Consider the following 23,211-nt stretch of genomic DNA (forward strand, 5'->3'; position numbering starts at 1 on the left):
GCCAGGTGCGTTATCTGATAACTTTACTATTAAGCCTGTCGGTGCTAGTCACCGCAGGTTGCGGTTTTCGTCTACAAGGGACTACGCAAATTCCTGAAGAATTGAAAACGCTACAACTGAGTTCAAATGATCCTTATAGCTATCTCACCAGAGCATTAAGGGAACAACTTAGACTAAATAACGTCACAATCCTTGAAAATGGTAGTGCAAGTGTACCTATTTTGAAAATTACAACGTCATCTGAAAAAACAGAAACAGTGTCGATTTATCAAGATGGTAAGGCTGCGGAGAAACAACTGACTTTTGTCATGAATGCGCAAGTATTAATGCCAGATGGCTCAATTTATCCAATACAAAGTCAGGTTGAACGAACCTTCTTTGATAACCCATTAGAAGCTCTTGCAAAAGATGCTGAAAATGAATTGGTTAAACAAGAAATGCAGCAACAAGCCGCACGTATCTTAGTCCGTAAATTGTTGGTTGTTCATACGGCCGAGCTTGAAAAAACGAAAGCTAAAGCTGCTGAGCCAGTTTCTACACCATAATGACGCGTATTTATCCTGAACAGCTGGCCTCTTCGTTGCAAGAGTCTCTTAGAGGCCGCTATTTAATTTGGGGCAATGAGCCCCTTCTTATTCAAGAAAGCCAAGATGCCATTCGTAAAGCGGCACAACTACAAGGCTTTGAAGAACATTTTGTCTTTTCATTAGAGCAAAATACTGACTGGGATGAGATTTTTAGCCTCTGTCAGGCACTTAGCTTATTCGCTAGCCGTCAAACACTCACTTTGTTTTTACCTGAAAATGGGGCTAATGCAGCGATGGCGGAAAAGCTAATTCAATTAGCTCAGCTACTTCACCCTGATTTGCTGTTAATCTTACGTGGTCATAAACTCACTAAAGCACAAGAAAATAGTGCTTGGTTTAAAGCCATTAGCCAAGATAGTATTTATATCAGTTGTTTAACACCTGAATATCAACGGCTACCTCAGTGGGTATCTAAGCGTGCTTACAGTATGCAACTAACAATAGATACTGAAGCAAATCAACTATTATGTTATTGCTACGAAGGCAATCTACTCGGGCTAGCTCAAGCACTCGAACGGTTATCATTACTTTACCCCGATGGTAAATTAACCTATCCCCGCGTTGAAAATGCAGTCAATGACTCCGCTCATTTTACTCCATTCCATTGGGTTGATGCACTGCTAGCCGGAAAATCTCGTCGTTCATGGCACATTTTAGAACAACTTCGACAAGAAGATGTCGAGCCTGTCATTCTTCTTCGTTCTATTCAACGTGAACTACTATTACTGATTACCTTAAAACGTCAATCAAAGGTCACGCCGCTAAAAACCTTGTTTGATCAACACAAGGTCTGGCAAAACCGTCGTGGGCTATTAGGCGAAGCATTGCAACGTTTGAGTTTGCAACAATTACAATCAGCATTAAAATTACTCACCCAAGCTGAAATACATATCAAACAAGATTTCAGCCATTCTGCATGGCCCGACCTTCAGACTTTATCCATGTTATTATGCGGCAAAGCACTGGCAGAAAACTTCATTCATAATTTATAAGCTGTCATAACTCGTACACTTTCATAATCTACAGATAAGACGATTGGCAAACTAATGATGACAAATAATCAGCAAGGCCTTCAGGCGTTATTTGGTGGAACTTTTGACCCCATTCATTATGGGCACTTACGTCCGGTTGAAGCACTTGCTAAGCAAGTCAATTTGCAAAAAGTCATTTTATTACCAAATCATGTCCCCCCTCATCGCCCCCAGCCTGAAGCAAGCCCAATGCAGCGGCTCGAAATGGTGCGATTAGCGATTCAAGGCAATCCTTTATTTACTATTGACACTCGTGAACTCGAAAAGAATTCGCCATCATACACTCTTGAAACTTTAATTGCGTTTCGCCAAGAATTGGGTCCAAGGCAACCTCTTGCCTTCATTATTGGTCAAGATTCGTTACTATCAATTCATACATGGTATGGGTGGGACAAGTTATTAGATAACTGTCATTTATTGGTTTGTTCACGCCCCGGTTATGCGACCCATTTTACCGATCCCACTATGCAAAATTGGCTACAGCAACATAAAACGGAAAACCCAGACCAATTACGCCATACTCCCCATGGTTATATCTTTTTAGCCGACACACCTCTCGTCAACATTTCAGCCACTGAAATACGTCAAAATTTAAGCGCGGGTTTAAATTCAGAGAAATCATGTAATGAATTAATCCCAGAAGCGGTCATGAACTATATTAAGCAACAACATTTGTATCAGAAATAGGGTAACTCTCTGACCTGTTCGCAGTTTGGATACGGTTCAAAATAATATTGAGCACTCAAATAATTATCTGGATATTGATTCAGTAATTGTCGTAGCATAGCCAAAGGTAAATTTAGGGATATATTCCCTTCTCGATACTCATCAATCAAACATAATAGGTGTTTTTTTTCATCTTTAGTCGCCTTATGTTTAAAATATCCTTGAATATGGCTCAGTGCATTTATCTGTATATTTCTTGCGGGTGTTTGCGACAAAATGGTCATTAGCTGAGTTTTATATTCAATCAGAAAATTATTTAACTGACTAAGTTCATTTCTTTTACTGCTAATATTTGCAACACTTTTACCTGTTAATTGATAACCTTTTGGCGAGTATGCCATTATTAAATATTTGTATCGGCTATGAAATTGAATGATTTCATGATGAGTCAAATGGAGCGATAATTGCGCTAATCGCAGTAAGGTGTGAATCTGAATTAAAAATCGATCAAGATGTTCAGGGCTCTGCCATTCATCATCAATCAAAATCGGCATATTTTCAGGAAAACTTACCCGCTGCTGCTCATAAACACCGCTGCTACAAATAATACCAACACCATCAAACTCGTTACCGACCGAAATATCCTGAGGCACTAATTCAAAAAATGAAGCTGTTAACTGCTGAACTTGTTCGGATGGAAAATTTATTTCACCTAATAGAATAATTTTTTGTTTTATTAATTGCACAATGTCCCTCTTATCCTAAAATACGTTTAGAGCATAAAAATAGTGGTTAACTTTGTAAAGTTAATACAAATTCCTTGCTCAAATGACGAGATATCCCTATAAATTCCCAACCACGACGAATAAAAAATAATTTAGCCGATTTTTATTAAAATCTAGGGTAAAATGGCTGCGCTTTAAATGGGGCTAATCCCTCACTCACAGCCTTACTATAAGCTATATTTTGCTTTAAGCTGTATTTAACATGATATTTTGTCAATTTGATTAAAAGGTGAACCTTTTGCAAGGAACTGAACTCCAAAAATTTATAATCAACCAACTTGATGATGCTAAAGCTGAAGATATCATCACTATTGATGTTCATGAAAAATCAAGTATTACTGACCAGATGATTATCTGTTCAGGAACATCAAGCCGCCATGTAATGTCTGTAGCCGATAGATTAGTTGACGCTTGCCGTAAAAATGGTCTGATACCTCTAGGCGTTGAAGGACAAGGCGTTTCTGATTGGGTTATTGTTGATCTTGGCGAAGCTATCGTGCACATCATGCAAGACGAAAGCCGTCGCATGTATGAACTCGAAAAGCTTTGGAGCTGAGTTTGAAATTACAACTCATTGCTGTTGGTACAAAAATGCCGGACTGGGTACAGACCGGCTTTATGGATTACCTCCATCGTTTCCCCAAAGATATGCCGTTTGAATTAACGGAAATTCCAGCAGGGAAACGGGGAAAAAATGCAGATATTAAGCGAATTCTAGAAAAAGAAGGTGAGCTTATGCTCGCTGCGGTAGGTAAAGGTAATCGAATCGTTACTCTCGATATTCCCGGTGATAAATGGGATACCCCAAAACTTGCTGTACAGTTAGATAAATGGAAGCAAGATGGCCGTAATGTTAGCTTGTTGATCGGTGGCCCTGAAGGCCTCTCACCTGCTTGTAAAGCAGCAGCAGAACAAAGCTGGTCACTATCTGAACTAACGCTACCTCATCCTCTCGTTCGTGTCCTTGTTGCCGAAAGTCTTTATCGGGCATGGAGTATTACGACTAATCACCCTTATCATCGGGAATAGTCAGGTTTTAATATGTTCAATATGGTAATGGGATGAAAACACAACACACCCCTTTTCGCGACCATACCGCTGAGTCTGTCTTATTTATTCGCCGGGCATTAATTGCTTTTGGCATTATTATCATTTTACTCTCTATTCTCATCACCAATTTGTATCACTTACAAATCGTACGTCATGAGGATTACCAAACTCGATCAAATGATAACCGCATTAAACTCGTCCCTATTCCGCCAAGTCGTGGAATTATTTATGATAGAAAAGGCACTCAACTTGCCCTCAACAGTAGTTTCTATCAACTCGAAATTGTCCCAGAAAAAGTTGATAACCTTCAAGATACCTTAGAAAAACTAAGGGATGTAGTTGGCCTCACAGATGAAGATATCACCAATTTTGAAAAAGAGCGTAAACGCTCCCGACGCTTTACCTCTATCGCCTTAAAAACTCGGCTAGATGAAGTACAAGTTGCTCGTTTTGCTGTCAATCAATACCGTTTCCCAGGTCTTGAAGTAAAAAGCTATCAACGCCGCTCATACCCCTACGGTTCTGCATTAACCCATGTTATCGGCTATGTTGCTAAAATTAATGATAAAGATGTTGAACGTCTTGATAGAGAAGGCTTATTAGCTAACTATGCGGCAAGCCATGATATTGGCAAATTAGGTATCGAGCGCTATTACGAAGATATATTGCATGGTAAAACAGGTTATGAGGAAGTTGAAGTTAACAGCCGCGGTCGCGTTATCCGTCAGCTACATGAACAGCCCCCTCAGGCTGGACGCGATATATACTTAACTATCGATCTTGAACTGCAAACTTATATCGAAAAATTACTCACCACTAGCCGCGCCGCCGTGGTCGTCACAGACCCGCGTAATGGTGAGATACTTGCATTAGTTTCTAACCCTAGCTATGACTCCAATCTGTTCGTCAATGGAATATCAAATAAAGATTATCAGGCGCTACTGACTAATCCTGATAGGCCATTAATAAATAGAACAACTCAAGGTCTCTATCCACCTGCGTCAACCGTTAAACCGTTTATTTCAGTAGCTGCATTGAGTGAAAAAGTCATTACGCCAAACACCACGATTTTTGACCCGGGTTGGTGGCAACTTCCAGGCTCCGAGAAACGTTATCGTGACTGGAAACGTTGGGGACATGGCAAACTAAATGTGATGAAATCCATCATTGAATCTGCGGATACATTTTTTTACCAAGTCGCCTATGACATGGGAATTGACCGATTATCAGCCTGGATGACGCGATTTGGCTTTGGTACCTATACCGGTATTGATCTACTAGAAGAATATTCTGGCATAATGCCAACTCGTGAATGGAAACAAAATCGCTATAAAAAGCCTTGGTATCAAGGTGATACTATCCCTGTAGGCATTGGACAAGGCTATTGGACTGCGACGCCAATTCAAATGTCTAAAGCATTGATGACGTTAATTAATGATGGGCAAGTCAAAACACCTCACTTACTGTATGGTACCAAATTAGGTAATGCTATGGTGCCATATGAAGATAAAGAAACTACGCAAATAGGTGATATCCATTCTGGGTTTTGGGAACTGGCCAAACAAGGCATGTATGGCGTTGCAAATGCACCAAACGGCACCGGACGTCGTAGCTTTATTGGTACGCCTTATAAAGTTGCGGCCAAGTCAGGTACCGCTCAAGTCTTTAGCTATGAAACCTACAATGCGAGCAAGCTTTCAGAACATTTACGCGACCATAAACTAATGATTGCCTATGCACCTTATGACAAGCCGACTATCGCTGTTGCCATTATCCTTGAAAATGGTGGTGCAGGTCCGGCTGTAGGCGATCTTGTTCGTCAAATATTCGACCATGTACTTTTAGGTGATAATACCACGCAAGTTAAAAGCTCAGAGGCTAGCGCTGAGGAAGACCGTTAACTCTATGATGATAAATGAAATAATATGACAGACGATAAGAAAAAAATATCACTATCAATGCGTCTCCACATTGATTTGCCTATGTTATTGATCATACTTGCCTTACTCGCCTACAGTGCTTTTATTATGTGGAGTGCAAGTGGTCAAGACGTCGATATGATGGAAAGAAAGTTAGGGCAAATCGCAACTGGCTTTATTGTCATGATTGTTATGGCTCAAATTCCACCACGTATGTATGAAAATTGGGCACCTCATTTATTTATTTTTTGTGTCATTTTATTGATTTTTGTAGATGTATTTGGGCAAATCAGTAAAGGCGCACAACGCTGGCTTGATTTAGGTTTTATTCGCTTTCAACCATCTGAAATTGCAAAAATTGCCGTTCCTCTCATGGTTGCTCGATTTATGAACCGAGATGTTTGCCCTCCTTCATTCAAAAATACGATGATAGCGCTAGTGCTGATTTTTGTACCGACTTTACTCGTCGCAGCACAACCCGATCTTGGTACGTCTATTTTAGTTGCAGCCTCAGGCCTGTTCGTTCTTTTTCTTGCCGGTATGAGTTGGCGATTGATCACTGTCGCGGCCGTCGCGCTCGCCGCATTTATTCCTTTGTTATGGTTCTTCTTGATGCATGGCTATCAAAGAGCTCGCGTCATGATGTTACTCGACCCAGAAACCGATCCGTTAGGCGCTGGATACCATATTATCCAATCTAAAATAGCAATTGGCTCTGGTGGATTAATGGGGAAAGGTTGGTTACAAGGAACACAATCACAGCTAGAATTTTTGCCCGAAAGACATACCGACTTTATTTTTGCAGTATTAGCCGAAGAGCTCGGACTGATAGGTGTATTAATTCTACTTGCACTATATATGCTTCTAATTATTAGAGGATTATATATTGCAGCAAGTGCGCAAAACACATTTGGCCGTGTTATGGTTGGTGGCTTAATATTAATTCTTTTTGTCTACGTGTTTGTCAATATTGGTATGGTCAGTGGTATATTACCTGTCGTCGGCGTTCCTCTTCCACTTGTAAGTTATGGGGGATCGGCCTTGATTGTGTTAATGGCTGGGTTCGGTATTATCATGTCTATCCATACACACCGAAAATTTCTTTCTAAAAGTTTATAATATGAGGCTTAGTATGCGTTTACAATGGATTATACTTGGCATCACAGCCACGCTACTGGCGGGCTGTGTCAATGAAGAGCCCAAGCAACCCACAAATGTACCTACAAATGTGCAAACACAAGATGTGCTTGGCGCAGAACCTCATTATGAGCCTTATCACCCAACGGCAAATAGCGACTACCAACGTAATGGTCAACAATATCAAGTTGTTCGCGACCCATCACAGTTTTCACAAGTTGGTTACGCCTCTATCTATGGCACTGAATCCGCAGGAAATATGACTGCTATCGGTGAGCGAATTAATCCTGCTGAGCTAACCGCCGCTCACCCAACACTGCCAATACCAAGTTATGTGCGTATCACCAATATGATGAATGGCCGTATGATGGTAGTGCGTGTCAATGACCGTGGCCCTTATGTTCAAGGTAAAAGTATTGCACTTTCTCGTGCTACTGCTGATCGCTTAAATTTGATGCCGACGACACGCATCAAAATTGATGCCATCCAAGTTGCTCAAGATGGTTCATTATCAGGGCCAGGAACCGTGGGTTCTAATTTTATTAAGCAAAGTTATGCGCTGCCAGGTAGACCACAACTCGGAGCAGGCCCAATGGGCACCCCAGTAATGGAAAATTTACCTACACCAGAAAACGCATTGCCTGTTCAACAACCTAGTGAACCTATGCAGCCGACGATGCCTGATATGGCACTGAAAACACCGGAGCCTGAGACTGCACCACAAGCCGCAGCCACTGAAACAGTGCCTGAACGTGGTTTCTTAGTCCAAGCAGGTGCAATTAGCAGCCAAGATAATGCTAATAAAATGCTCAATGATTTGAAAAATCAATTTGGTGTACCCGGACGCTTGCAACCCTATAACGGTATTTATCGCGTTCAATTAGGGCCATTTACCAGTAGAGAAAAAGCGGTCGAAATCCAAGGTCGCCTACAATCTGAAAGAAATCAAGCATCCATGGTGGTTGCCCCTTAGAATGAGTCATATACTCTACAGAATTCAAGTTGTATGGCAATAACCAATAAAACCATACAACTTGAAAGATGACAGGTATAAACTAACGTAAAATTATTGGCGCAAAGCAAGTACTTCTTTTATCCATCCCAGCACTTTTGCTACACTGCGCCTCCTTGTGTTTACCGAATTTCGGATGTAATGATACAACCATGAAAAATGTCTCCCCATCACGCATCGCGCGTCAGGCTTTACTGGGTTCTGCGCTGCTGTTTGTTACTGTCACTACTGCCAATGCAAATGAAGCTTTTCCAAATACATCAATACCCGCAGTCCCTAATATTGATGCGGAAGCTTATATCTTAATTGATTATAATTCAGGGAAAGTCCTCGCTGAAAATAATGCGGATCAACGTCGCGATCCCGCCAGCTTAACTAAAATGATGACAAGTTACGTTATCGGTCAAGCTATCAAATCAGGAAAAATCGGTGCCAATGATATGGTTACCGTCAGTGAAAATGCATGGGCAACAGGCAATCCTGTTTTTAAGGGCTCTTCATTGATGTTCCTAAAACCAGGTGACCGAGTGAGTGTCGCGCAACTGACGCGTGGCATTAACTTGCAATCAGGTAACGATGCTTGCGTCGCAATGGCAGACTATGTCGCAGGGGATCAAACTAACTTTGTTCAATTAATGAATGGCTACGTCGGCAAACTTGGTTTAAAAAACACCCATTTTGAAACTGTGCATGGCTTAGATGCTGATGGCCAATATAGCTCTGCTCGTGATATGGCATTGATTGGGCAAGCGCTTGTTCGTGACGTCCCCGAAGAATACGAAATCTATAAAGAGAAAGAATTCACCTTTAACAATATCCGTCAAACCAACCGCAATGGTTTATTATGGGATAAGAGCCTAGCCGTTGATGGCATCAAAACAGGCCATACCAATGCGGCGGGTTATAACTTAGTTGCATCCGCTACCGATGGTGATATGCGTTTAATTTCGGTTGTTATGGGTGGAAAAAGTAGCAAAGGTCGCGATACCGAAAGTAAAAAATTGCTGACTTACGGTTTTCGCTTCTATGAAACAGTAAAACCACTACAAGCTGGTGTTGAATTTGCAACAGCACCCGTATGGTTTGGTGATGACAGTGAAGTGAAATTAGGCGTGACCGAAGATCTGTTCCTGACGATCCCTCGCGGCCGCTTGAAAGATTTGAAAGCTAGCTATGAATTAACTAACACGGAATTAGAAGCCCCACTCACCAAAGGCCAACAAGTGGGCGTGATTAGCTTCCAATTAGATGGTAAAACAGTTGAGCAACATCCATTAGCTGTCTTAAAAAATGTTGAAGAAGGTGGCTTTTTCAGTCGGTTAATTGATTACATTAAACTGATGTTTCACCGCTGGTTCAGCTAACCCTTGAATTGAGATTAAGTTAACCCCATATATTAAGGTATCTTAAAGCCTGTCATTAAACTGACAGGCGCTATTTATCGAAAATTAGGAGTGCCCATGAAAACCAAATTAGGTGAACTGCTTGATTTCCCATGCCCGCTGACTTACAAAGTAATGGGTGTGGCACATCCTGAGTTAGTTGATCAGGTTGTAGAAGTCGTTCAACGCCATGCTCCGGGTGATTATTCCCCAGAAGTTAAACCGAGCAGTAAAGGCACTTATCACTCTGTATCGATAACTATCAATGCGACACATATCGAACAAGTTGAAACTTTATATACTGAGTTAGGTGCATTAGAACTCGTTAAAGTTGTCCTTTAATTAGTTGGCATTAAAAAGAAAACCGAATAGACCATCTTGGCTATTCGGTTTTTTCGTTATTATCGTCTAATCTAAATTTGCCATCCGCACCCAAATAACAAATTTACAACAAGACAAACTGGCGATATAAATTTTGCAGCGTTATACTGCCCACAAATCACGGATCACAAACCGCTTGGATGTTAAAACTTTGTCAGAAAGAAACATAATCATACGTCAATTAGGGCTTGCGCCTTATCAGGATGTTTCTGATGCGATGCACCAGTTTACGGAATCTCGTCATCAAGATACATGTGATGAGGTATGGCTCGTTGAGCACCCTCCCGTTTTTACCCAAGGCCAAGCTGGAAAAGCAGAGCATGTTATCGCTCCCGGTGATATCCCTGTCATTCAAAGTGATAGAGGTGGACAAGTGACCTATCATGGGCCTGGTCAACAAGTGATGTATGTCATGATTGATTTAAAACGCAATAAAATCGGCGTTCGTGAATTAGTGACTGCGCTTGAAAATACCATAGTGAAAACCCTTGCTCATTTTCATATCGAAGCCTATCCGCGCCCCGATGCACCAGGAGTTTATGTGAATGGTGATAAAATTTGTTCTTTAGGATTACGCATAAGACAAGGCTGTTCATTTCATGGTTTAGCATTAAATATCCATATGGATCTTGAACCGTTCAATCGTATAAATCCTTGTGGTTATAGCGAATTAAAAATGACACAGATTAAAGCTCTAGCTCCAGAAACATCATTAAATGATGTTCAACCTGTGCTAATTAAACAATTCTGTGACACACTAGGATTTCATATTGTTCAATAATAATGCTATAATTTTTTAACATTTTTCAAATAAATTTTAATGGATAGGTAACAGATCCTTATAAACTCGAATGATCAATACCTATAATTCTAGTCTGGTAAATATAAGCATTAGAACCTGTCCATCAGCTCAAAAAATAACTGGAACCGGCATATTATGAGTAAACCCATTCTGATAGAACGCGGAATTAAATATCGTGACGCCGATAAAATGGCGCTGATCCCAGTCAAAAACGTCGTTACCGAACGTGAAGAGATTCTACGTAAACCTGACTGGATGAAAATTAGGTTACCTGCTGACTCAACTCGCATCCAAGGCATTAAAGCTGCCATGCGTAAAAATGGCCTGCATTCTGTTTGTGAAGAAGCCTCATGTCCTAACCTTTCTGAATGTTTTAATCATGGTACTGCCACATTCATGATTTTAGGCGCGATTTGTACCCGCCGCTGCCCGTTTTGTGACGTTGCCCATGGTCGCCCGAACGCGCCAGATGCCAATGAACCTGCAAAACTTGCACAAACAATTAAAGATATGGCATTACGTTACGTTGTTATCACTTCTGTTGACCGTGATGATCTTCGTGATGGTGGAGCTCAACACTTTGCTGACTGCATTAGCGCTATTCGTGAAAAAAGCCCTAATATCAAAATTGAAACATTGGTGCCCGACTTCAGAGGTCGAATGGATCGTGCATTAGAAATATTAACCGCAACGCCACCTGATGTATTCAATCATAACCTTGAAAATGTCCCACGGGTTTATCGCCAAGTCCGCCCCGGCGCAAACTATGATTGGTCATTAAAATTACTGGAAAAATTCAAAGAAGCGCACCCTGACATTCCGACCAAATCAGGTCTTATGGTTGGGTTAGGTGAAACAAACGCAGAAATTGTCGAAGTTATGCGCGATTTACGTCGCCATGGCGTCACCATGCTGACACTTGGACAATATTTACAGCCAAGTCGTCACCACCTGCCTGTAAAACGCTATGTAAGCCCTGCTGAGTTTGATGAAATGAAAGATGAAGCAATGGCTATGGGTTTTACCCACGCAGCCTGTGGGCCATTTGTACGCTCTTCTTACCATGCTGATCTACAAGCTAAGGGTGAAGAAGTTAAATAATGGGCAAGCCTGTTCATTCAGGCTTTTTAACTACCTACCAATAACGAACTTTTCGCACTGAATTTTAGATAATAAAAAACTCGCTCCGATATTAACCAGAGCGAGTTGATAGCTGTTCGTTTTAGTTGTTTAAATTACAGAGCGACAACGTTAACAGCAGATGGGCCTTTAGCACCTTCAGTGATTTCAAATTCAACTCTCTGACCTTCAGCTAAGGTTTTGAAACCGTCGCTTGTAATAGCAGAAAAGTGAACGAACACATCTTTGCTACCATCTTCTGGAGTGATAAAACCGAAACCTTTAGACTCGTTGAACCACTTAACGTTACCTTTAACTTTAGACATCAAATATTACCTTTAAAATAAAATAGACACACGATGTATCATGCTCAGTACATCAGATATCTAAGTAACTTGTCTACAACCTAGATCACGAAAATTGATAAAAAATGCAAAAAAATATTATTTATAGGTTTAATTGCCTTTAAATCGACCAATTATTCTTATCGATGGTCATTTTATCGCCCATTAAAATCGTCAAGAGTTAATTATTTAGACATTACTTCTCATGATTGAGCAACCAACCTTTAATATCTAACCCTCCAGTATACCCCACTAGCTTTCCATCATGCCCTAATACCCGATGACAAGGGACAATTAGCGAAATTGGATTACGTGAATTAGCCATTCCAACCGCACGGCAATAATTAACAGAACCTAATTTTAGCGCCAAATCTTTATAGCTCCAACGCTCGCCATAAGGTATATCACTAAGATGTTGCCATACTTTTTTTTGAAACTCAGTTCCCTGTGGATTTAATGTCACCGTAAAAAACTTTCTTTTGTGACTAAAATATTCTTTTAATTCTTTAGCGCATAGCTTGGAATGCACGTTTTTTTGCTCTTTTTCCGTTTTTTCATCCACAAAATAGAGGCTGGTTATCCCTACATCATCAGCCGCAATATGTATCCACGGTTTAGGAAATTTTTCCGGTGAAGCTAAATATTGATGATACATATTATCTCCTTAGTTGGATTCAATTACCTGAATGTATATACAGTTATAAACTGTGTCATTTCTACTTTGCAATAATCTTTTTTCTCAGTGTGATTAATTGCACCATCAAGCGCATTATTTTTTATTCTCAATGTTAATAACAACCTAGCTGATAATTAGAATAATTATCATTCAATATTTTATTCACACTATATATTGTGTGGTTGATAAATTTTAAATCTATATATAGTATTTATCCATGAGTAACACTCTTCCTAATACTTTCAAAAAATGAAACGGTGACTAACATGGCTCAGATTATCATTTATAGTAAACCCAACTGCGTTCAGTGTAATGCTACCTATCAAGCCCTAGACAGAAAAAGCATTCCTTACCAAATTATTGACCTTACTTTAGATATTCAAGCCTTTGAACTAGTTAAGCGATTAGGCTACCAGCAAGTCCCAGTGGTCATTGTTGGCGATCAACATTGGTCAGGTTTTCGTCCTGATATGATAAACAGCCTAGTTTCTTAGGAATTGAGATGACAAACCAATCATTAATCTACTTTTCGAGTCGCTCGGGTAATTGTCATCGTTTTGTTGAAAAACTTGCGATACCCGCTACTCGATTATTAATAGGTGATGAAGGTAAACCACTTATCGCAACTCAACCCTTTGTTTTACTTCTTCCAACCTATGGAGGAGGAGGAACACAAGGCGCCGTCCCCAAAGAAGTTATTCGGTTTTTAAATATTGAATCAAATCGATTACTTATTCGAGGTGTTATTGCCGCAGGCAATACTAATTTTGGCGAGGGCTATGCGATTGCAGGAGACATTATTTCCCAAAAGTGTCATGTCCCCTACCTTTACCGATTTGAACTGTTAGGAACGCAGCGTGACGTCGAATCTGTACGTGATGGACTGCATTCCTTCTGGCTACATACCCAAAACTAGAGTTATTCCCAATGGATAAAATACAAAATACAACGACGGTTGATTATCACGCACTCAATGCCATGCTAAATCTATATGATAGCGAAGGACATATTCAATTTGATAAAGACAAAGAAGCCGCTCATCATTATTTTCGTCAGCATGTTAATCAAAACACCGTGTTTTTCCATGATTTAAAAGAGAAACTTGATTTTTTGGTCAATGAAAATTATTACGAAGCGCAAGTGTTAGCACAATATGACTTTAAATTTATTAAAAAATTATTCAAACAGGCCTACGCTCATAAGTTTCGTTTCCAAACTTTTTTAGGTGCTTTTAAGTATTACACCAGCTACACATTAAAAACCTTTGACGGTAAACGCTATCTTGAACGTTATGAAGACCGTGTTTGCATGGTCGCCCTGACACTCGCCCAAGGTTCTATATCGCTAGCTTCCCTTTTAGTTGATGAAATGATTAGTGGCCGCTTCCAACCTGCGACCCCCACGTTCCTTAATTGTGGAAAAAAACAGCGAGGTGAGTTGATTTCCTGTTTTCTATTACGCATAGAGGACAATATGGAATCTATTGGCCGCTCAGTTAACTCAGCGTTGCAATTATCTAAACGCGGTGGCGGTGTCGCATTTTTGATGACCAATTTACGGGAACAAGGCGCACCAATAAAGTTTATTGAAAACCAATCTTCAGGGGTTGTTCCTGTGATGAAAATGCTTGAAGATGCCTTTTCTTACGCGAATCAATTAGGTGCGCGCCAAGGTGCTGGAGCTGTTTATTTACATGCTCATCACCCTGACATTATGCGATTTTTAGACACGAAACGCGAAAATGCAGATGAAAAAATTCGAATAAAAACACTGTCTTTAGGTGTTGTTATTCCAGATATCACATTCCAGCTTGCAAAAGATAATGAAGATATGTACCTGTTCTCGCCTTACGATGTTGAGCGCGTTTATGGTGTGCCAATGTCTGAAATAAGTGTTTCAGACAAATATTATGAAATGGTCAATAATAAAGCGATAAAAAAATTTAAGATCAACGCCCGAGAATTCTTCCAAACTATAGCCGAAATACAATTTGAATCAGGCTACCCTTATATTTTATTTGAAGATACCGCTAACCGTGCGAATCCAATTGCGGGTCGAATTAACATGAGTAACCTGTGTTCGGAAATACTGCAAGTAAATCGCCCAAGTCTTTATGAAGATGATTTAAGTTATAAAGAAATAGGGAAAGATATTAGCTGTAATCTAGGTTCGATGAATATTGCCAACACAATGGATTCTGACAATTTTGCCATATCTATTGAAACTGCAATTAGAGCACTATCTGCCGTTTCTGACATGAGTGATATCCGTTCAGTACCTTCCATTGCTCAAGGTAACCGACAATCTCATGCTATTGGCCTTGGTCAAATGAACTTGCATGGTTACCTTGCTAGAGAACATATTTATTATGGTTCTGAGCAAGCTCTCGATTTTACTAATATTTATTTTTATACCGTCACTTATCACGCTTTGAAAACCTCAAACCAATTAGCGATTGAGCGCCAAGAAGCTTTTCTCGGTTTTGAACAGTCAACTTATGCGACTGGTGAGTATTTTGATAAATATATCAACCAAATCTGGTTACCAAAGACACAAACCGTTCAGGAACTATTCCGACGTTCGGGTATCGAAATACCAACACAAGAAGATTGGCACAATCTAAAACAGTCAATAATAACTCATGGGATTTACAACCAAAACCTACAAGCGATTCCACCAACAGGATCGATTTCTTATATCAATAATTCAACATCCAGTATTCATCCTATCGTATCGCGTATTGAGATCCGTAAAGAAGGAAAAATTGGACGCGTCTACTATCCCGCCCCCTTTATGAATAATGAAAACCTTGAATACTACCAAGATGCTTATCATATCGGTCCTGAAAAAATTATTGATACCTATGCCGTCGCGACACAGCATGTAGACCAAGGTTTATCATTGACACTATTTTTTAAAGACGATGCAACAACAAGAGATATAAACCGCGCCCAAATTTATGCGTGGAAAAAAGGAATCAAAACCTTGTATTACATTCGGCTACGTCAAACTGCCCTTGAAGGTACTGAAGTTGAAGGTTGTGTGTCTTGCTCACTGTAAAAGGAAAAATAGGTATGACTACCCACACATCTAATGGCCCAATTAAGGCTATCAATTGGAATCGTATCCAAGACGATAAAGATCTCGAGGTTTGGAATCGTCTCACCACCAATTTTTGGTTACCCGAAAAAATTCCGTTATCAAATGATACACCTTCTTGGAATACATTGACTCCCCCTGAACAAAAACTAACCATTCGTGTTTTTACGGGGCTAACGTTATTAGATACACTGCAAAATACGGTCGGTGCGCCTTGCTTAATGGCTGATGCTCAAACCCCTCATGAAGAAGCGGTGTTATCTAATATTAGCTTTATGGAAGCAGTACACGCTCGCTCTTACAGTTCTATATTTTCAACCTTGTGCTCCACCGCTGATGTCGATGACGCCTATCGTTGGAGTGAGGAAAATACTGCATTACAAAACAAAGCTAAAATCATTCTGTCTTACTATTGCGACTCACATCCTCTTAAGAAGAAAATTGCCAGTGTATTTTTAGAATCATTCCTGTTTTATTCCGGTTTTTATTTACCTATGCATTGGTCAAGCCGAGGAAAATTAACCAATACAGCAGACTTAATTAGGCTAATTATAAGAGACGAGGCAATACACGGATATTATATTGGCTATAAGTTCCAAAAATCTTTATTACAATATGATGAGACCACTCAGAATGAAATTAAAGACTTCACATTTTCATTATTATTTGACTTATATGAAAATGAAGTTAAGTACACTCAAGAATTATATGACACGGTAGGATGGTCTGAAGATGTCAAAAAATTCCTTCATTATAATGCAAACAAAGCGCTAATGAATTTAGGCTATGAAGCCTTATTTCCGGATACAGTGACTGATGTGAGTGCAGCAATATTATCTGCACTTTCACCTGATGCAAATGAAAATCATGATTTCTTCTCTGGATCAGGCTCTTCATATATCATAGGTAAAGCGGTAAGCACAGAAGATGATGATTGGAATTTTTAATCAATTAATTTAATTGACATCTAAGCACGGAAAAAGCCAAAAACCATATCTTACTGAATAATAAAAGTTTTATTTGGTAAGATTTTTTTGGCTCAAAAAACAGCCTAATATCATCGGTATTTATATATTATTTTGTCAAATAACTCATTTTTAATGAGCTATTTAGGTAAAGAGTGGTGATGTACTAGCTAAATTCGCACAAATAACATTAATAATTTTAATGATTAGCGTGATTTGATAAAGTTTTTTACACCTATTAAGTAACACCCTATTTAGATTTTCATTGGTTTAACATCTTATCTAATTCAACAAAAAAAATAAATAATGCTCATTTAATAAATATAGGCTCAACAGCAAGTTATCACTATATATTGATGATACTAGCATTAACTATTTAGTATCTAAATCAATTATTCATATCAATAATTAACACTCAAATAATGACTGTTTTTTTTGATTAATTATGCTTAACCTAGGGTTGTCAGAGTTTTTTATTATGCTAGGTTATATTGCTGACAAAAATTATTAATATTTTCATGAGAGGAAATTAAATTAAAGCGATAATAGCTAAATAAATACTAGCTAACTAATAATATAAAAAGGAATCTCTGCCCTGATAATTTTCAAAGATAGAAACAGCAGTTATTAACATTTTTATTTTTTAATCTGTAATTATTGAATTAGTAACATTCGATACAGGCTATCTTTTTCTGTTCAAATGAAAATTGGGTAAATAATGTATGGCAATAAAATTAGAAGTTAAAAATTTATATAAAATATTTGGGGAAGCTCCTGATCAAGCTTTTAAGCTTTTAGAATCAGGTATGAATAAAGATGATATCTTTGAAAAAACGGGTCTAACCGTTGGTGTTCAAGATGTGAATCTGGCGATTGAAGAAGGCGAAATCTTTGTTGTTATGGGGCTTTCTGGTTCAGGGAAATCCACGTTGGTGCGCCTCCTCAATCGCCTGATTGAACCCACTATTGGCCAAGTATTGATTGATGGCGAAGATATTGCCAGTATCTCTGATAAAGCACTTCGAGAAGTCAGACGTACAAAAATCAGTATGGTATTCCAATCTTTCGCACTCATGCCGCATATGAATGTAATTGATAACACTGCTTTCGGTATGGAATTATCCGGTATCTCAAAAGAAGAACGCCATAAAAAAGCTATGGATGCGCTTCTTCAAGTTAACTTAGATAAATGGGCGCACTCCTATCCCGATGAATTATCTGGCGGAATGCGACAACGCATCGGCCTTGCAAGAGCACTCGCAAATGATCCTGATATTCTGTTAATGGATGAGGCATTTTCAGCCCTTGACCCGCTAATCAGAACAGAAATGCAGGATGAACTCCTATCTTTACAAGGCGACAAACAGCGCACCATTGTGTTCATTTCTCATGATCTTGATGAAGCCATGCGAATTGGTGACAGAATTGCCATCATGCAAGGGGGTATCGTTGTTCAAGTAGGTACTCCGGATGAAATTCTTAATAATCCGGCAAATGATTATGTCAGAACCTTCTTTCGTGGTGTTGATGTTAGCCAAGTTTTTAGTGCCAAAGACATCGCTCGTAGACGCCCTAATGCACTTCTTCATGTTGCGCCAGGCTTCGGTCCTCGCTCAGCCCTTAAAGTGCTCAACGATGAAGACCGCTATCACGGGTATTTAATCTCCCGAGGTCATACTTTTGCAGGTGTCGTCTCAGTAGAATCTCTCGAAAAAGCATTGCACGATAAAACCGGTATCGAAGCCGCCATTTTAACAGATATAGATCCCATTCAAGGCGATACTCCGCTTAATGAAGTTATCTCAACAATTGCACAAGCTCCCTGCGCCGTTCCTGTCATCAATGACAAAAATCGCTATTTAGGCGTGATATCAAAAGGAATGCTGCTACAAGCGCTAGATAAGGAGACGCCAAATGAGCAATAAAAATAACGCACAGACCACCGATCAGCAGCAAGTGAATGATTACCAAGATCCATGGGCTGATACGCAAGCAACCACAGCATCACCGCAAACTAATACACAAGAAGCGCCTCCTGCCGACGATCCTTGGTCGTCAAGCTCTGATACAACGAGTACATCAGGTGACGATCCTTGGGGTACAGCTTCAAGTACAGATGCTCCAACAGATACTGGTTCAAGTGATTGGCTAGATGCAGCTCCCACTGACAGCATCACCCCTGAACACTTTAATATTATGGATCCGTTTCAACACACGCTGATCCCTTTAGATTCATGGGTTGCTCATGGTATTGATTGGATAGTGCTGCATTTTCGCCCACTATTCCAAGGAATACGTATCCCTATTGACTTTACCTTAAGTGGTTTTGAACAATTTCTAACATCGATGCCCTCTCCTGTTGCAATCATTTTATTTACGCTCTTAACATGGCAATTAGCAGGTCGAGTGATGGGTGTGACAACCTTTGTCTCAATGATAGCCATAGGCGCTATTGGGGCTTGGTCTGAGGCGATGGTGACTTTATCCCTCGTGCTGACTTCTCTATTTTTTTGTATCGTTATAGGGCTTCCCCTTGGTATTTGGCTAGCTCGCAGCGATAAAGCTGCCAAAATTATTCGACCACTCCTTGATGCAATGCAAACTACACCAGCTTTTGTGTATTTAGTACCCATTGTCATGTTATTCGGTATTGGTAATGTTCCTGGGGTCGTCGTGACAATTATCTTTGCGCTACCACCGATAATCCGCTTAACCATATTGGGTATTAAACAAGTTCCCGCAGATTTAGTTGAAGCGGCGGAATCTTTCGGTGCTAGCCCACGACAAATGCTGTTTAAAGTGCAGCTTCCTCTTGCCATGCCAACTATTATGGCTGGCGTCAACCAAACCTTGATGTTGGCGCTTTCAATGGTTGTTATTGCCTCAATGATTGCAGTTGGTGGACTTGGACAAATGGTACTACGCGGAATAGGCCGTCTCGATATGGGTCTCGCTTCTGTCGGAGGTGTCGGTATCGTGATATTGGCGATTGTATTAGACCGCTTCACACAATCGTTAGGGAAAGATACGCGTAATAAAACATCCACACGCTGGTATCAAAAAGGGCCTATCGGGTTAATTGCTCGCCCATTCTGTAAAAAAGCAGATAAATAGTTAGAAAAGTAACAATTTCCTCCATTCACAATAGGGTCGTTAACGCGTCCCTTAGCTTGCAAGCACAAGCTGCGAAATAAAACAGAGGTAACAATAATGTATAAGTTAACAATGAAAAAACCAATAATTATAGCATCTGCACTTACAGCGATCCTTACCGTGCCCCTTGCAGGCGCAGCCGATCTTCCCGGTAAAGGAATCAAAATCAGTCCTGTTCAAAGTACAATTAGCGAAGAAACCTTTCAAACCTTATTAGTGGCTAAAGCACTTGAACAATTAGGCTATGATATCGACTCAATTAAAGAAGTCGACTACAACGTTGCATACGCTTCCATTGCCAATGGTGACGCCACTTATCTCGCCACCAGCTGGGTTCCTTTGCATAATGCTCAATATGATGCCGCGGGTGGAGACAAAGTCTTTTATCGCCAAGGTAATTACGTAACAAATGCTGCTCAAGGCTATTTAATCGATAAAAAAACAGCCGAAAAATACAACATAACCAACGTCGAGCAACTTAAAGATCCTAAAATCGCCAAAATATTTGATGCGAATGGTAATGGAAAAGCTGATTTAACGGGTTGTAACCCGGGCTGGGGTTGTGAAGCAGCAATTAATAATCATTTAAAAGCCTATAACTTAGAAAAAACCGTCGATCATAATCAAGGAAACTATGCAGCGATGATGGCTGATACCATTACGCGCTATAAAGAAGGCAAACCTATCTTTTATTACACTTGGACCCCTTACTGGATCAGTGATGTGCTAAAACCGGGTCGTGATGTCGTTTGGTTAGAAGTTCCGTTCTCTTCAATGCCTAACGGTGAGAAAACTGATACGGCACTACCGAATGGTAAAAACTATGGTTTCCCACCAAATACCATGCACATTGTCGCGAACAAAAAATGGGCAGCAGATAACCCAGCCGCCGCTAAACTATTTGAAATTATGAAATTACCAATTTCAGATATTAATGCGCAAAATCTAAGAATGCATAATGGGGAATCGTCTCAAGCTGATATTCAACGTCATACCAATGCTTGGATTAAAGCGCATCAGTCTACCTTTGATGGTTGGGTTGAGCAGGCTCGCCAAGCAGCGAAATAATCTAATTTTTACTTCATAATCAAAGCCATTTTCAAATTGAAGATGGCTTTTTTATTATCAACAACCAATCAATAAATATTTCCCCCAAAAAAATCGCCCCATTTCCTCTTTTTATCAATAACAAAAAACGATAATCAAGCTTAAATTATAGATATAATGGATTGTTAAAATTATTACACCCTATAACTTGAAGTCAGGGCGATATACATACCCTAAATAATTCAAGTTATAGGTAGCCGGTAAATGAATGAATTCCAAGGAGCATACATCAGTATGTGACTTGAGATCATGAGTGAAGCCAACACCCCTACAATTTGAAAAATAGCGGGTATCCATACCCTAAATAATTCGAGTTGTAGGTAGGCGGCAAATGAATGAGTCACAAGGAGCATACATCAGTATGTGACTTGGGTTTATGAATGAAACCAACACCCCTACAATTTGAAAAATAGCGGGTATCCATACCCTAAATAATTCGAGTTGTAGGTAGGCGGCAAATGAATGAGTCACAAGGAGCATACATCAGTATGTGACTTGGGATCATGAGTGAAGCCAACACCCCTACAACTTGAAGTATGACGGGTATGAACACAGAATTGACGAAAGGCCTAACCATCTTGATGGCAATCGCAACGGGACTAGTCGTTGCAAGTAACTACTATGCACAACCGCTATTAGAAACCATTGCTACACAATTTAATTTAACAACCAATATGGCAGGATTTATCGTCACTGCTGCGCAATTGGGCTATGCTGCGGGTTTGTTTTTTTTAGTGCCTTTGGGCGATCTATTTGAGCGCAAACGCCTTATTTTAATCATGACTTCACTCTCTGCGATCGGCTTACTTATTACAGCGCTTTCTAGTCATGTCTGGCAGATTTTATTAGGGACTGCATTAACTGGATTATTTTCTGTTGTTGCTCAAATTTTGATCCCTATGGCGGCGTCAATCGCGAAGCCAAGCCAACGAGGTAAAGCCGTTGGTATCATCATGAGTGGGTTATTGCTAGGAATATTATTGGCAAGAACCGTATCTGGAGCTGTTGCAACTGTCGGTGGTTGGCGTGCTATTTACTTTGTTGCTTTTGGATTATTGATGATCTTAATGATAGTTCTTGCAGTCAAACTACCTCGATATCACCAAAAAACTGACCTTAATTATTTCCAATTAATTGGTTCTATTGGCCGTTTATTTTGCAGCACTCCTGTTCTGGTTACACGAGGTCTACTCGGTGCCCTTTCTTTTGCTAATTTCGGCCTATTGTGGACTGCAATGGCATTTTTACTTGCTAGTCCACCCTTTAATTATTCTGAAGGCACAATCGGCCTTTTCGGATTAGTTGGTGCTGCCGGCGCATTAATGGCATCACAAGCAGGTCATTTAGTCGATAAAGGTAAAGGAAAATGGCTCACAACCCTTGGACTTACTTTATTATTACTTTCTTGGATACCCATCGCTTTCGCAAAATACTCTCTTGTCGCTTTCATTATTGGTGTTTTAGTCCTCGACCTTGCGGTACAAGCTGTTCATGTCACCAACCAAAGTACTTTGTACCGTATTTTGCCTGACGCACGTAATCGCCTCACCGCTGGCTATATGACAAGCTATTTTATTGGCGGTGCACTCGGTTCACTATTGTCTGGCTATGCCTATGAACATGGTGGCTGGGAAGGTGTTGCCATTGCAGGTATTATTTTAACGCTCATTAGTTTAGTCGTTTGGGCAATCGGTATCCGATTTGATCCAACCATATCCCCCTCAGATGAAACCTAAATTACTGTATTCAGATCAGGTCATCGCATCTATCGATAGGATGCGATGACCTAACTTCACACATAAAAAATCATAATATATTACTACTTAATCTCATACTTAAATTCAGCTTAAAACTATTTTTTCATGATTTGAGAACTCAATTAATGATAAATAATTATGTAGTGTTATAGTTTCGCTAGCAAAAGTTAACAAATGACACAGTTAAACAAAAGATATGCCTTAATAAGACGCTATAATTATTACTTACTGACCTTATT

23 protein-coding genes are annotated in these 23,211 nt (G+C 39.8%); 20 read left to right on the forward strand and 3 right to left on the reverse strand.

Features of this window, described 5'->3' with window-relative positions:
* Window positions 1-5 precede the first annotated feature (5 nt).
* From lptE to nadD, 3 genes are read left to right on the forward strand one after another with little or no spacing between them, the layout of a single operon-like run.
* Window positions 6-545, forward strand: a complete 540-nt coding sequence (gene lptE / locus DD649_RS06940) for an LPS assembly lipoprotein LptE (RefSeq protein WP_294105018.1) — start codon at window positions 6-8, stop codon at window positions 543-545.
* Complete coding sequence (holA, locus tag DD649_RS06945; protein ID WP_294105020.1) at window positions 545-1,579, forward strand: DNA polymerase III subunit delta; 1,035 nt, start codon at window positions 545-547, stop codon at window positions 1,577-1,579. Before lptE ends, holA begins: the two co-directional genes overlap by 1 nt.
* A gap of 57 nt (window positions 1,580-1,636) precedes the next feature.
* On the forward strand, window positions 1,637-2,305 hold the full coding sequence (gene nadD / locus DD649_RS06950; RefSeq protein WP_294105089.1) for a nicotinate-nucleotide adenylyltransferase: 669 nt from the start codon (window positions 1,637-1,639) through the stop codon (window positions 2,303-2,305).
* Here nadD and DD649_RS06955 read toward each other — a convergent pair.
* The gene (locus DD649_RS06955; protein WP_336429693.1) at window positions 2,296-3,030 is read right to left on the reverse strand and encodes a YbgA family protein; all 735 of its coding nucleotides are present in this window, start codon (window positions 3,028-3,030) and stop codon (window positions 2,296-2,298) included. The genes nadD and DD649_RS06955 overlap by 10 nt on opposite strands.
* Window positions 3,031-3,298: 268 nt before the next feature.
* Between DD649_RS06955 and rsfS the strand changes: the two genes are divergently transcribed.
* From rsfS to lipA, 9 genes are all read left to right on the forward strand, one after another.
* Complete coding sequence (rsfS, locus tag DD649_RS06960; protein WP_336429695.1) at window positions 3,299-3,625, forward strand: ribosome silencing factor; 327 nt, start codon at window positions 3,299-3,301, stop codon at window positions 3,623-3,625.
* 2 nt (window positions 3,626-3,627) lie between these two features.
* Complete coding sequence (gene rlmH, locus DD649_RS06965; RefSeq protein WP_294105023.1) at window positions 3,628-4,098, forward strand: 23S rRNA (pseudouridine(1915)-N(3))-methyltransferase RlmH; 471 nt, start codon at window positions 3,628-3,630, stop codon at window positions 4,096-4,098.
* Window positions 4,099-4,130: 32 nt separating this feature from the next.
* On the forward strand, window positions 4,131-6,020 hold the full coding sequence (gene mrdA / locus DD649_RS06970; RefSeq protein ID WP_294105025.1) for a peptidoglycan DD-transpeptidase MrdA: 1,890 nt from the start codon (window positions 4,131-4,133) through the stop codon (window positions 6,018-6,020).
* Between the two features lie 24 nt (window positions 6,021-6,044).
* Entirely contained in the window at window positions 6,045-7,157 is a 1,113-nt protein-coding gene (mrdB, locus tag DD649_RS06975; RefSeq protein WP_294105027.1) for a peptidoglycan glycosyltransferase MrdB, read from the forward strand.
* A gap of 13 nt (window positions 7,158-7,170) precedes the next feature.
* On the forward strand, window positions 7,171-8,148 hold the full coding sequence (gene rlpA, locus DD649_RS06980; protein ID WP_294105029.1) for an endolytic peptidoglycan transglycosylase RlpA: 978 nt from the start codon (window positions 7,171-7,173) through the stop codon (window positions 8,146-8,148).
* A 191-nt stretch (window positions 8,149-8,339) separates the two neighbouring features.
* Window positions 8,340-9,551 carry a D-alanyl-D-alanine carboxypeptidase DacA gene (dacA, locus tag DD649_RS06985; RefSeq protein ID WP_294105030.1) on the forward strand — a complete coding sequence of 404 codons (1,212 nt, stop codon included), beginning with the start codon at window positions 8,340-8,342 and terminating at the stop codon, window positions 9,549-9,551.
* Between the two features lie 96 nt (window positions 9,552-9,647).
* Window positions 9,648-9,911, forward strand: coding sequence for a DUF493 family protein YbeD (ybeD, locus tag DD649_RS06990; RefSeq protein ID WP_294105031.1), 264 nt, complete (start codon window positions 9,648-9,650; stop codon window positions 9,909-9,911).
* Window positions 9,912-10,086: 175 nt separating this feature from the next.
* The gene (gene lipB, locus DD649_RS06995) at window positions 10,087-10,731 is read left to right on the forward strand and encodes a lipoyl(octanoyl) transferase LipB (protein ID WP_294105034.1); all 645 of its coding nucleotides are present in this window, start codon (window positions 10,087-10,089) and stop codon (window positions 10,729-10,731) included.
* Window positions 10,732-10,887: 156 nt separating this feature from the next.
* Window positions 10,888-11,853 carry a lipoyl synthase gene (lipA, locus tag DD649_RS07000; protein ID WP_294105036.1) on the forward strand — a complete coding sequence of 322 codons (966 nt, stop codon included), beginning with the start codon at window positions 10,888-10,890 and terminating at the stop codon, window positions 11,851-11,853.
* Window positions 11,854-11,987: 134 nt separating this feature from the next.
* On the opposite strand, the gene cspE is transcribed toward lipA, so the two are convergent.
* Together cspE and DD649_RS07010 are read right to left on the reverse strand one after the other, a co-directional pair.
* Complete coding sequence (cspE, locus tag DD649_RS07005; protein ID WP_294105038.1) at window positions 11,988-12,197, reverse strand: transcription antiterminator/RNA stability regulator CspE; 210 nt, start codon at window positions 12,195-12,197, stop codon at window positions 11,988-11,990.
* A 214-nt stretch (window positions 12,198-12,411) separates the two neighbouring features.
* Window positions 12,412-12,870: a methylated-DNA--[protein]-cysteine S-methyltransferase gene (locus tag DD649_RS07010; RefSeq protein ID WP_294105040.1), complete on the reverse strand. Its 459-nt coding sequence runs from the start codon at window positions 12,868-12,870 to the stop codon at window positions 12,412-12,414.
* A 287-nt stretch (window positions 12,871-13,157) separates the two neighbouring features.
* On the opposite strand from DD649_RS07010, the gene nrdH reads away from it, so the two are divergent.
* From nrdH to DD649_RS07050, 8 genes are all read left to right on the forward strand, one after another.
* Window positions 13,158-13,385, forward strand: coding sequence for a glutaredoxin-like protein NrdH (gene nrdH / locus DD649_RS07015; protein ID WP_294105042.1), 228 nt, complete (start codon window positions 13,158-13,160; stop codon window positions 13,383-13,385).
* Between the two features lie 8 nt (window positions 13,386-13,393).
* Complete coding sequence (gene nrdI, locus DD649_RS07020; protein ID WP_294105044.1) at window positions 13,394-13,807, forward strand: class Ib ribonucleoside-diphosphate reductase assembly flavoprotein NrdI; 414 nt, start codon at window positions 13,394-13,396, stop codon at window positions 13,805-13,807.
* 11 nt (window positions 13,808-13,818) lie between these two features.
* A complete protein-coding gene (gene nrdE, locus DD649_RS07025; RefSeq protein ID WP_294105046.1) occupies window positions 13,819-15,951 on the forward strand; it encodes a class 1b ribonucleoside-diphosphate reductase subunit alpha in 2,133 nt (710 codons plus the stop codon).
* Window positions 15,952-15,965: 14 nt separating this feature from the next.
* Window positions 15,966-16,937 carry a class 1b ribonucleoside-diphosphate reductase subunit beta gene (gene nrdF, locus DD649_RS07030; RefSeq protein ID WP_294105048.1) on the forward strand — a complete coding sequence of 324 codons (972 nt, stop codon included), beginning with the start codon at window positions 15,966-15,968 and terminating at the stop codon, window positions 16,935-16,937.
* Between the two features lie 740 nt (window positions 16,938-17,677).
* Window positions 17,678-18,880, forward strand: a complete 1,203-nt coding sequence (gene proV, locus DD649_RS07035) for a glycine betaine/L-proline ABC transporter ATP-binding protein ProV (protein WP_294105050.1) — start codon at window positions 17,678-17,680, stop codon at window positions 18,878-18,880.
* Window positions 18,870-20,069 carry a glycine betaine/L-proline ABC transporter permease ProW gene (gene proW, locus DD649_RS07040; protein ID WP_294105052.1) on the forward strand — a complete coding sequence of 400 codons (1,200 nt, stop codon included), beginning with the start codon at window positions 18,870-18,872 and terminating at the stop codon, window positions 20,067-20,069. Before proV ends, proW begins: the two co-directional genes overlap by 11 nt.
* 111 nt (window positions 20,070-20,180) lie before the next feature.
* Complete coding sequence (proX, locus tag DD649_RS07045; RefSeq protein WP_294105091.1) at window positions 20,181-21,176, forward strand: glycine betaine/L-proline ABC transporter substrate-binding protein ProX; 996 nt, start codon at window positions 20,181-20,183, stop codon at window positions 21,174-21,176.
* A 584-nt stretch (window positions 21,177-21,760) separates the two neighbouring features.
* Window positions 21,761-22,951 carry an MFS transporter gene (locus DD649_RS07050; RefSeq protein WP_294105054.1) on the forward strand — a complete coding sequence of 397 codons (1,191 nt, stop codon included), beginning with the start codon at window positions 21,761-21,763 and terminating at the stop codon, window positions 22,949-22,951.
* Window positions 22,952-23,211: the final 260 nt, after the last annotated feature.

The organism is Providencia sp. (genome assembly GCF_003533305.1).
In the GTDB taxonomy this organism is placed as follows: Bacteria; Pseudomonadota; Gammaproteobacteria; order Enterobacterales; family Enterobacteriaceae; genus Providencia.

What these genes read in the sequence shown, in the direction of transcription:
- proW (WP_294105052.1), top strand. Translation starts at nt 18,870, where the DNA reads ATGAGCAATAAAAATAACGCACAGACCACCGATCAGCAGCAAGTGAAT.
- nrdF (WP_294105048.1), top strand. Translation starts at nt 15,966, where the DNA reads ATGACTACCCACACATCTAATGGCCCAATTAAGGCTATCAATTGGAAT.
- DD649_RS07010 (WP_294105040.1), bottom strand. Translation starts at nt 12,870, where the DNA reads ATGTATCATCAATATTTAGCTTCACCGGAAAAATTTCCTAAACCGTGG.
- holA (WP_294105020.1), top strand. Translation starts at nt 545, where the DNA reads ATGACGCGTATTTATCCTGAACAGCTGGCCTCTTCGTTGCAAGAGTCT.
- rlpA (WP_294105029.1), top strand. Translation starts at nt 7,171, where the DNA reads ATGCGTTTACAATGGATTATACTTGGCATCACAGCCACGCTACTGGCG.
- dacA (WP_294105030.1), top strand. Translation starts at nt 8,340, where the DNA reads ATGAAAAATGTCTCCCCATCACGCATCGCGCGTCAGGCTTTACTGGGT.
- mrdB (WP_294105027.1), top strand. Translation starts at nt 6,045, where the DNA reads ATGACAGACGATAAGAAAAAAATATCACTATCAATGCGTCTCCACATT.
- proV (WP_294105050.1), top strand. Translation starts at nt 17,678, where the DNA reads ATGGCAATAAAATTAGAAGTTAAAAATTTATATAAAATATTTGGGGAA.
- DD649_RS07050 (WP_294105054.1), top strand. Translation starts at nt 21,761, where the DNA reads ATGAACACAGAATTGACGAAAGGCCTAACCATCTTGATGGCAATCGCA.
- nadD (WP_294105089.1), top strand. Translation starts at nt 1,637, where the DNA reads ATGACAAATAATCAGCAAGGCCTTCAGGCGTTATTTGGTGGAACTTTT.
- nrdE (WP_294105046.1), top strand. Translation starts at nt 13,819, where the DNA reads ATGGATAAAATACAAAATACAACGACGGTTGATTATCACGCACTCAAT.
- nrdH (WP_294105042.1), top strand. Translation starts at nt 13,158, where the DNA reads ATGGCTCAGATTATCATTTATAGTAAACCCAACTGCGTTCAGTGTAAT.
- proX (WP_294105091.1), top strand. Translation starts at nt 20,181, where the DNA reads ATGAAAAAACCAATAATTATAGCATCTGCACTTACAGCGATCCTTACC.
- ybeD (WP_294105031.1), top strand. Translation starts at nt 9,648, where the DNA reads ATGAAAACCAAATTAGGTGAACTGCTTGATTTCCCATGCCCGCTGACT.
- lipA (WP_294105036.1), top strand. Translation starts at nt 10,888, where the DNA reads ATGAGTAAACCCATTCTGATAGAACGCGGAATTAAATATCGTGACGCC.
- mrdA (WP_294105025.1), top strand. Translation starts at nt 4,131, where the DNA reads ATGAAAACACAACACACCCCTTTTCGCGACCATACCGCTGAGTCTGTC.
- nrdI (WP_294105044.1), top strand. Translation starts at nt 13,394, where the DNA reads ATGACAAACCAATCATTAATCTACTTTTCGAGTCGCTCGGGTAATTGT.
- cspE (WP_294105038.1), bottom strand. Translation starts at nt 12,197, where the DNA reads ATGTCTAAAGTTAAAGGTAACGTTAAGTGGTTCAACGAGTCTAAAGGT.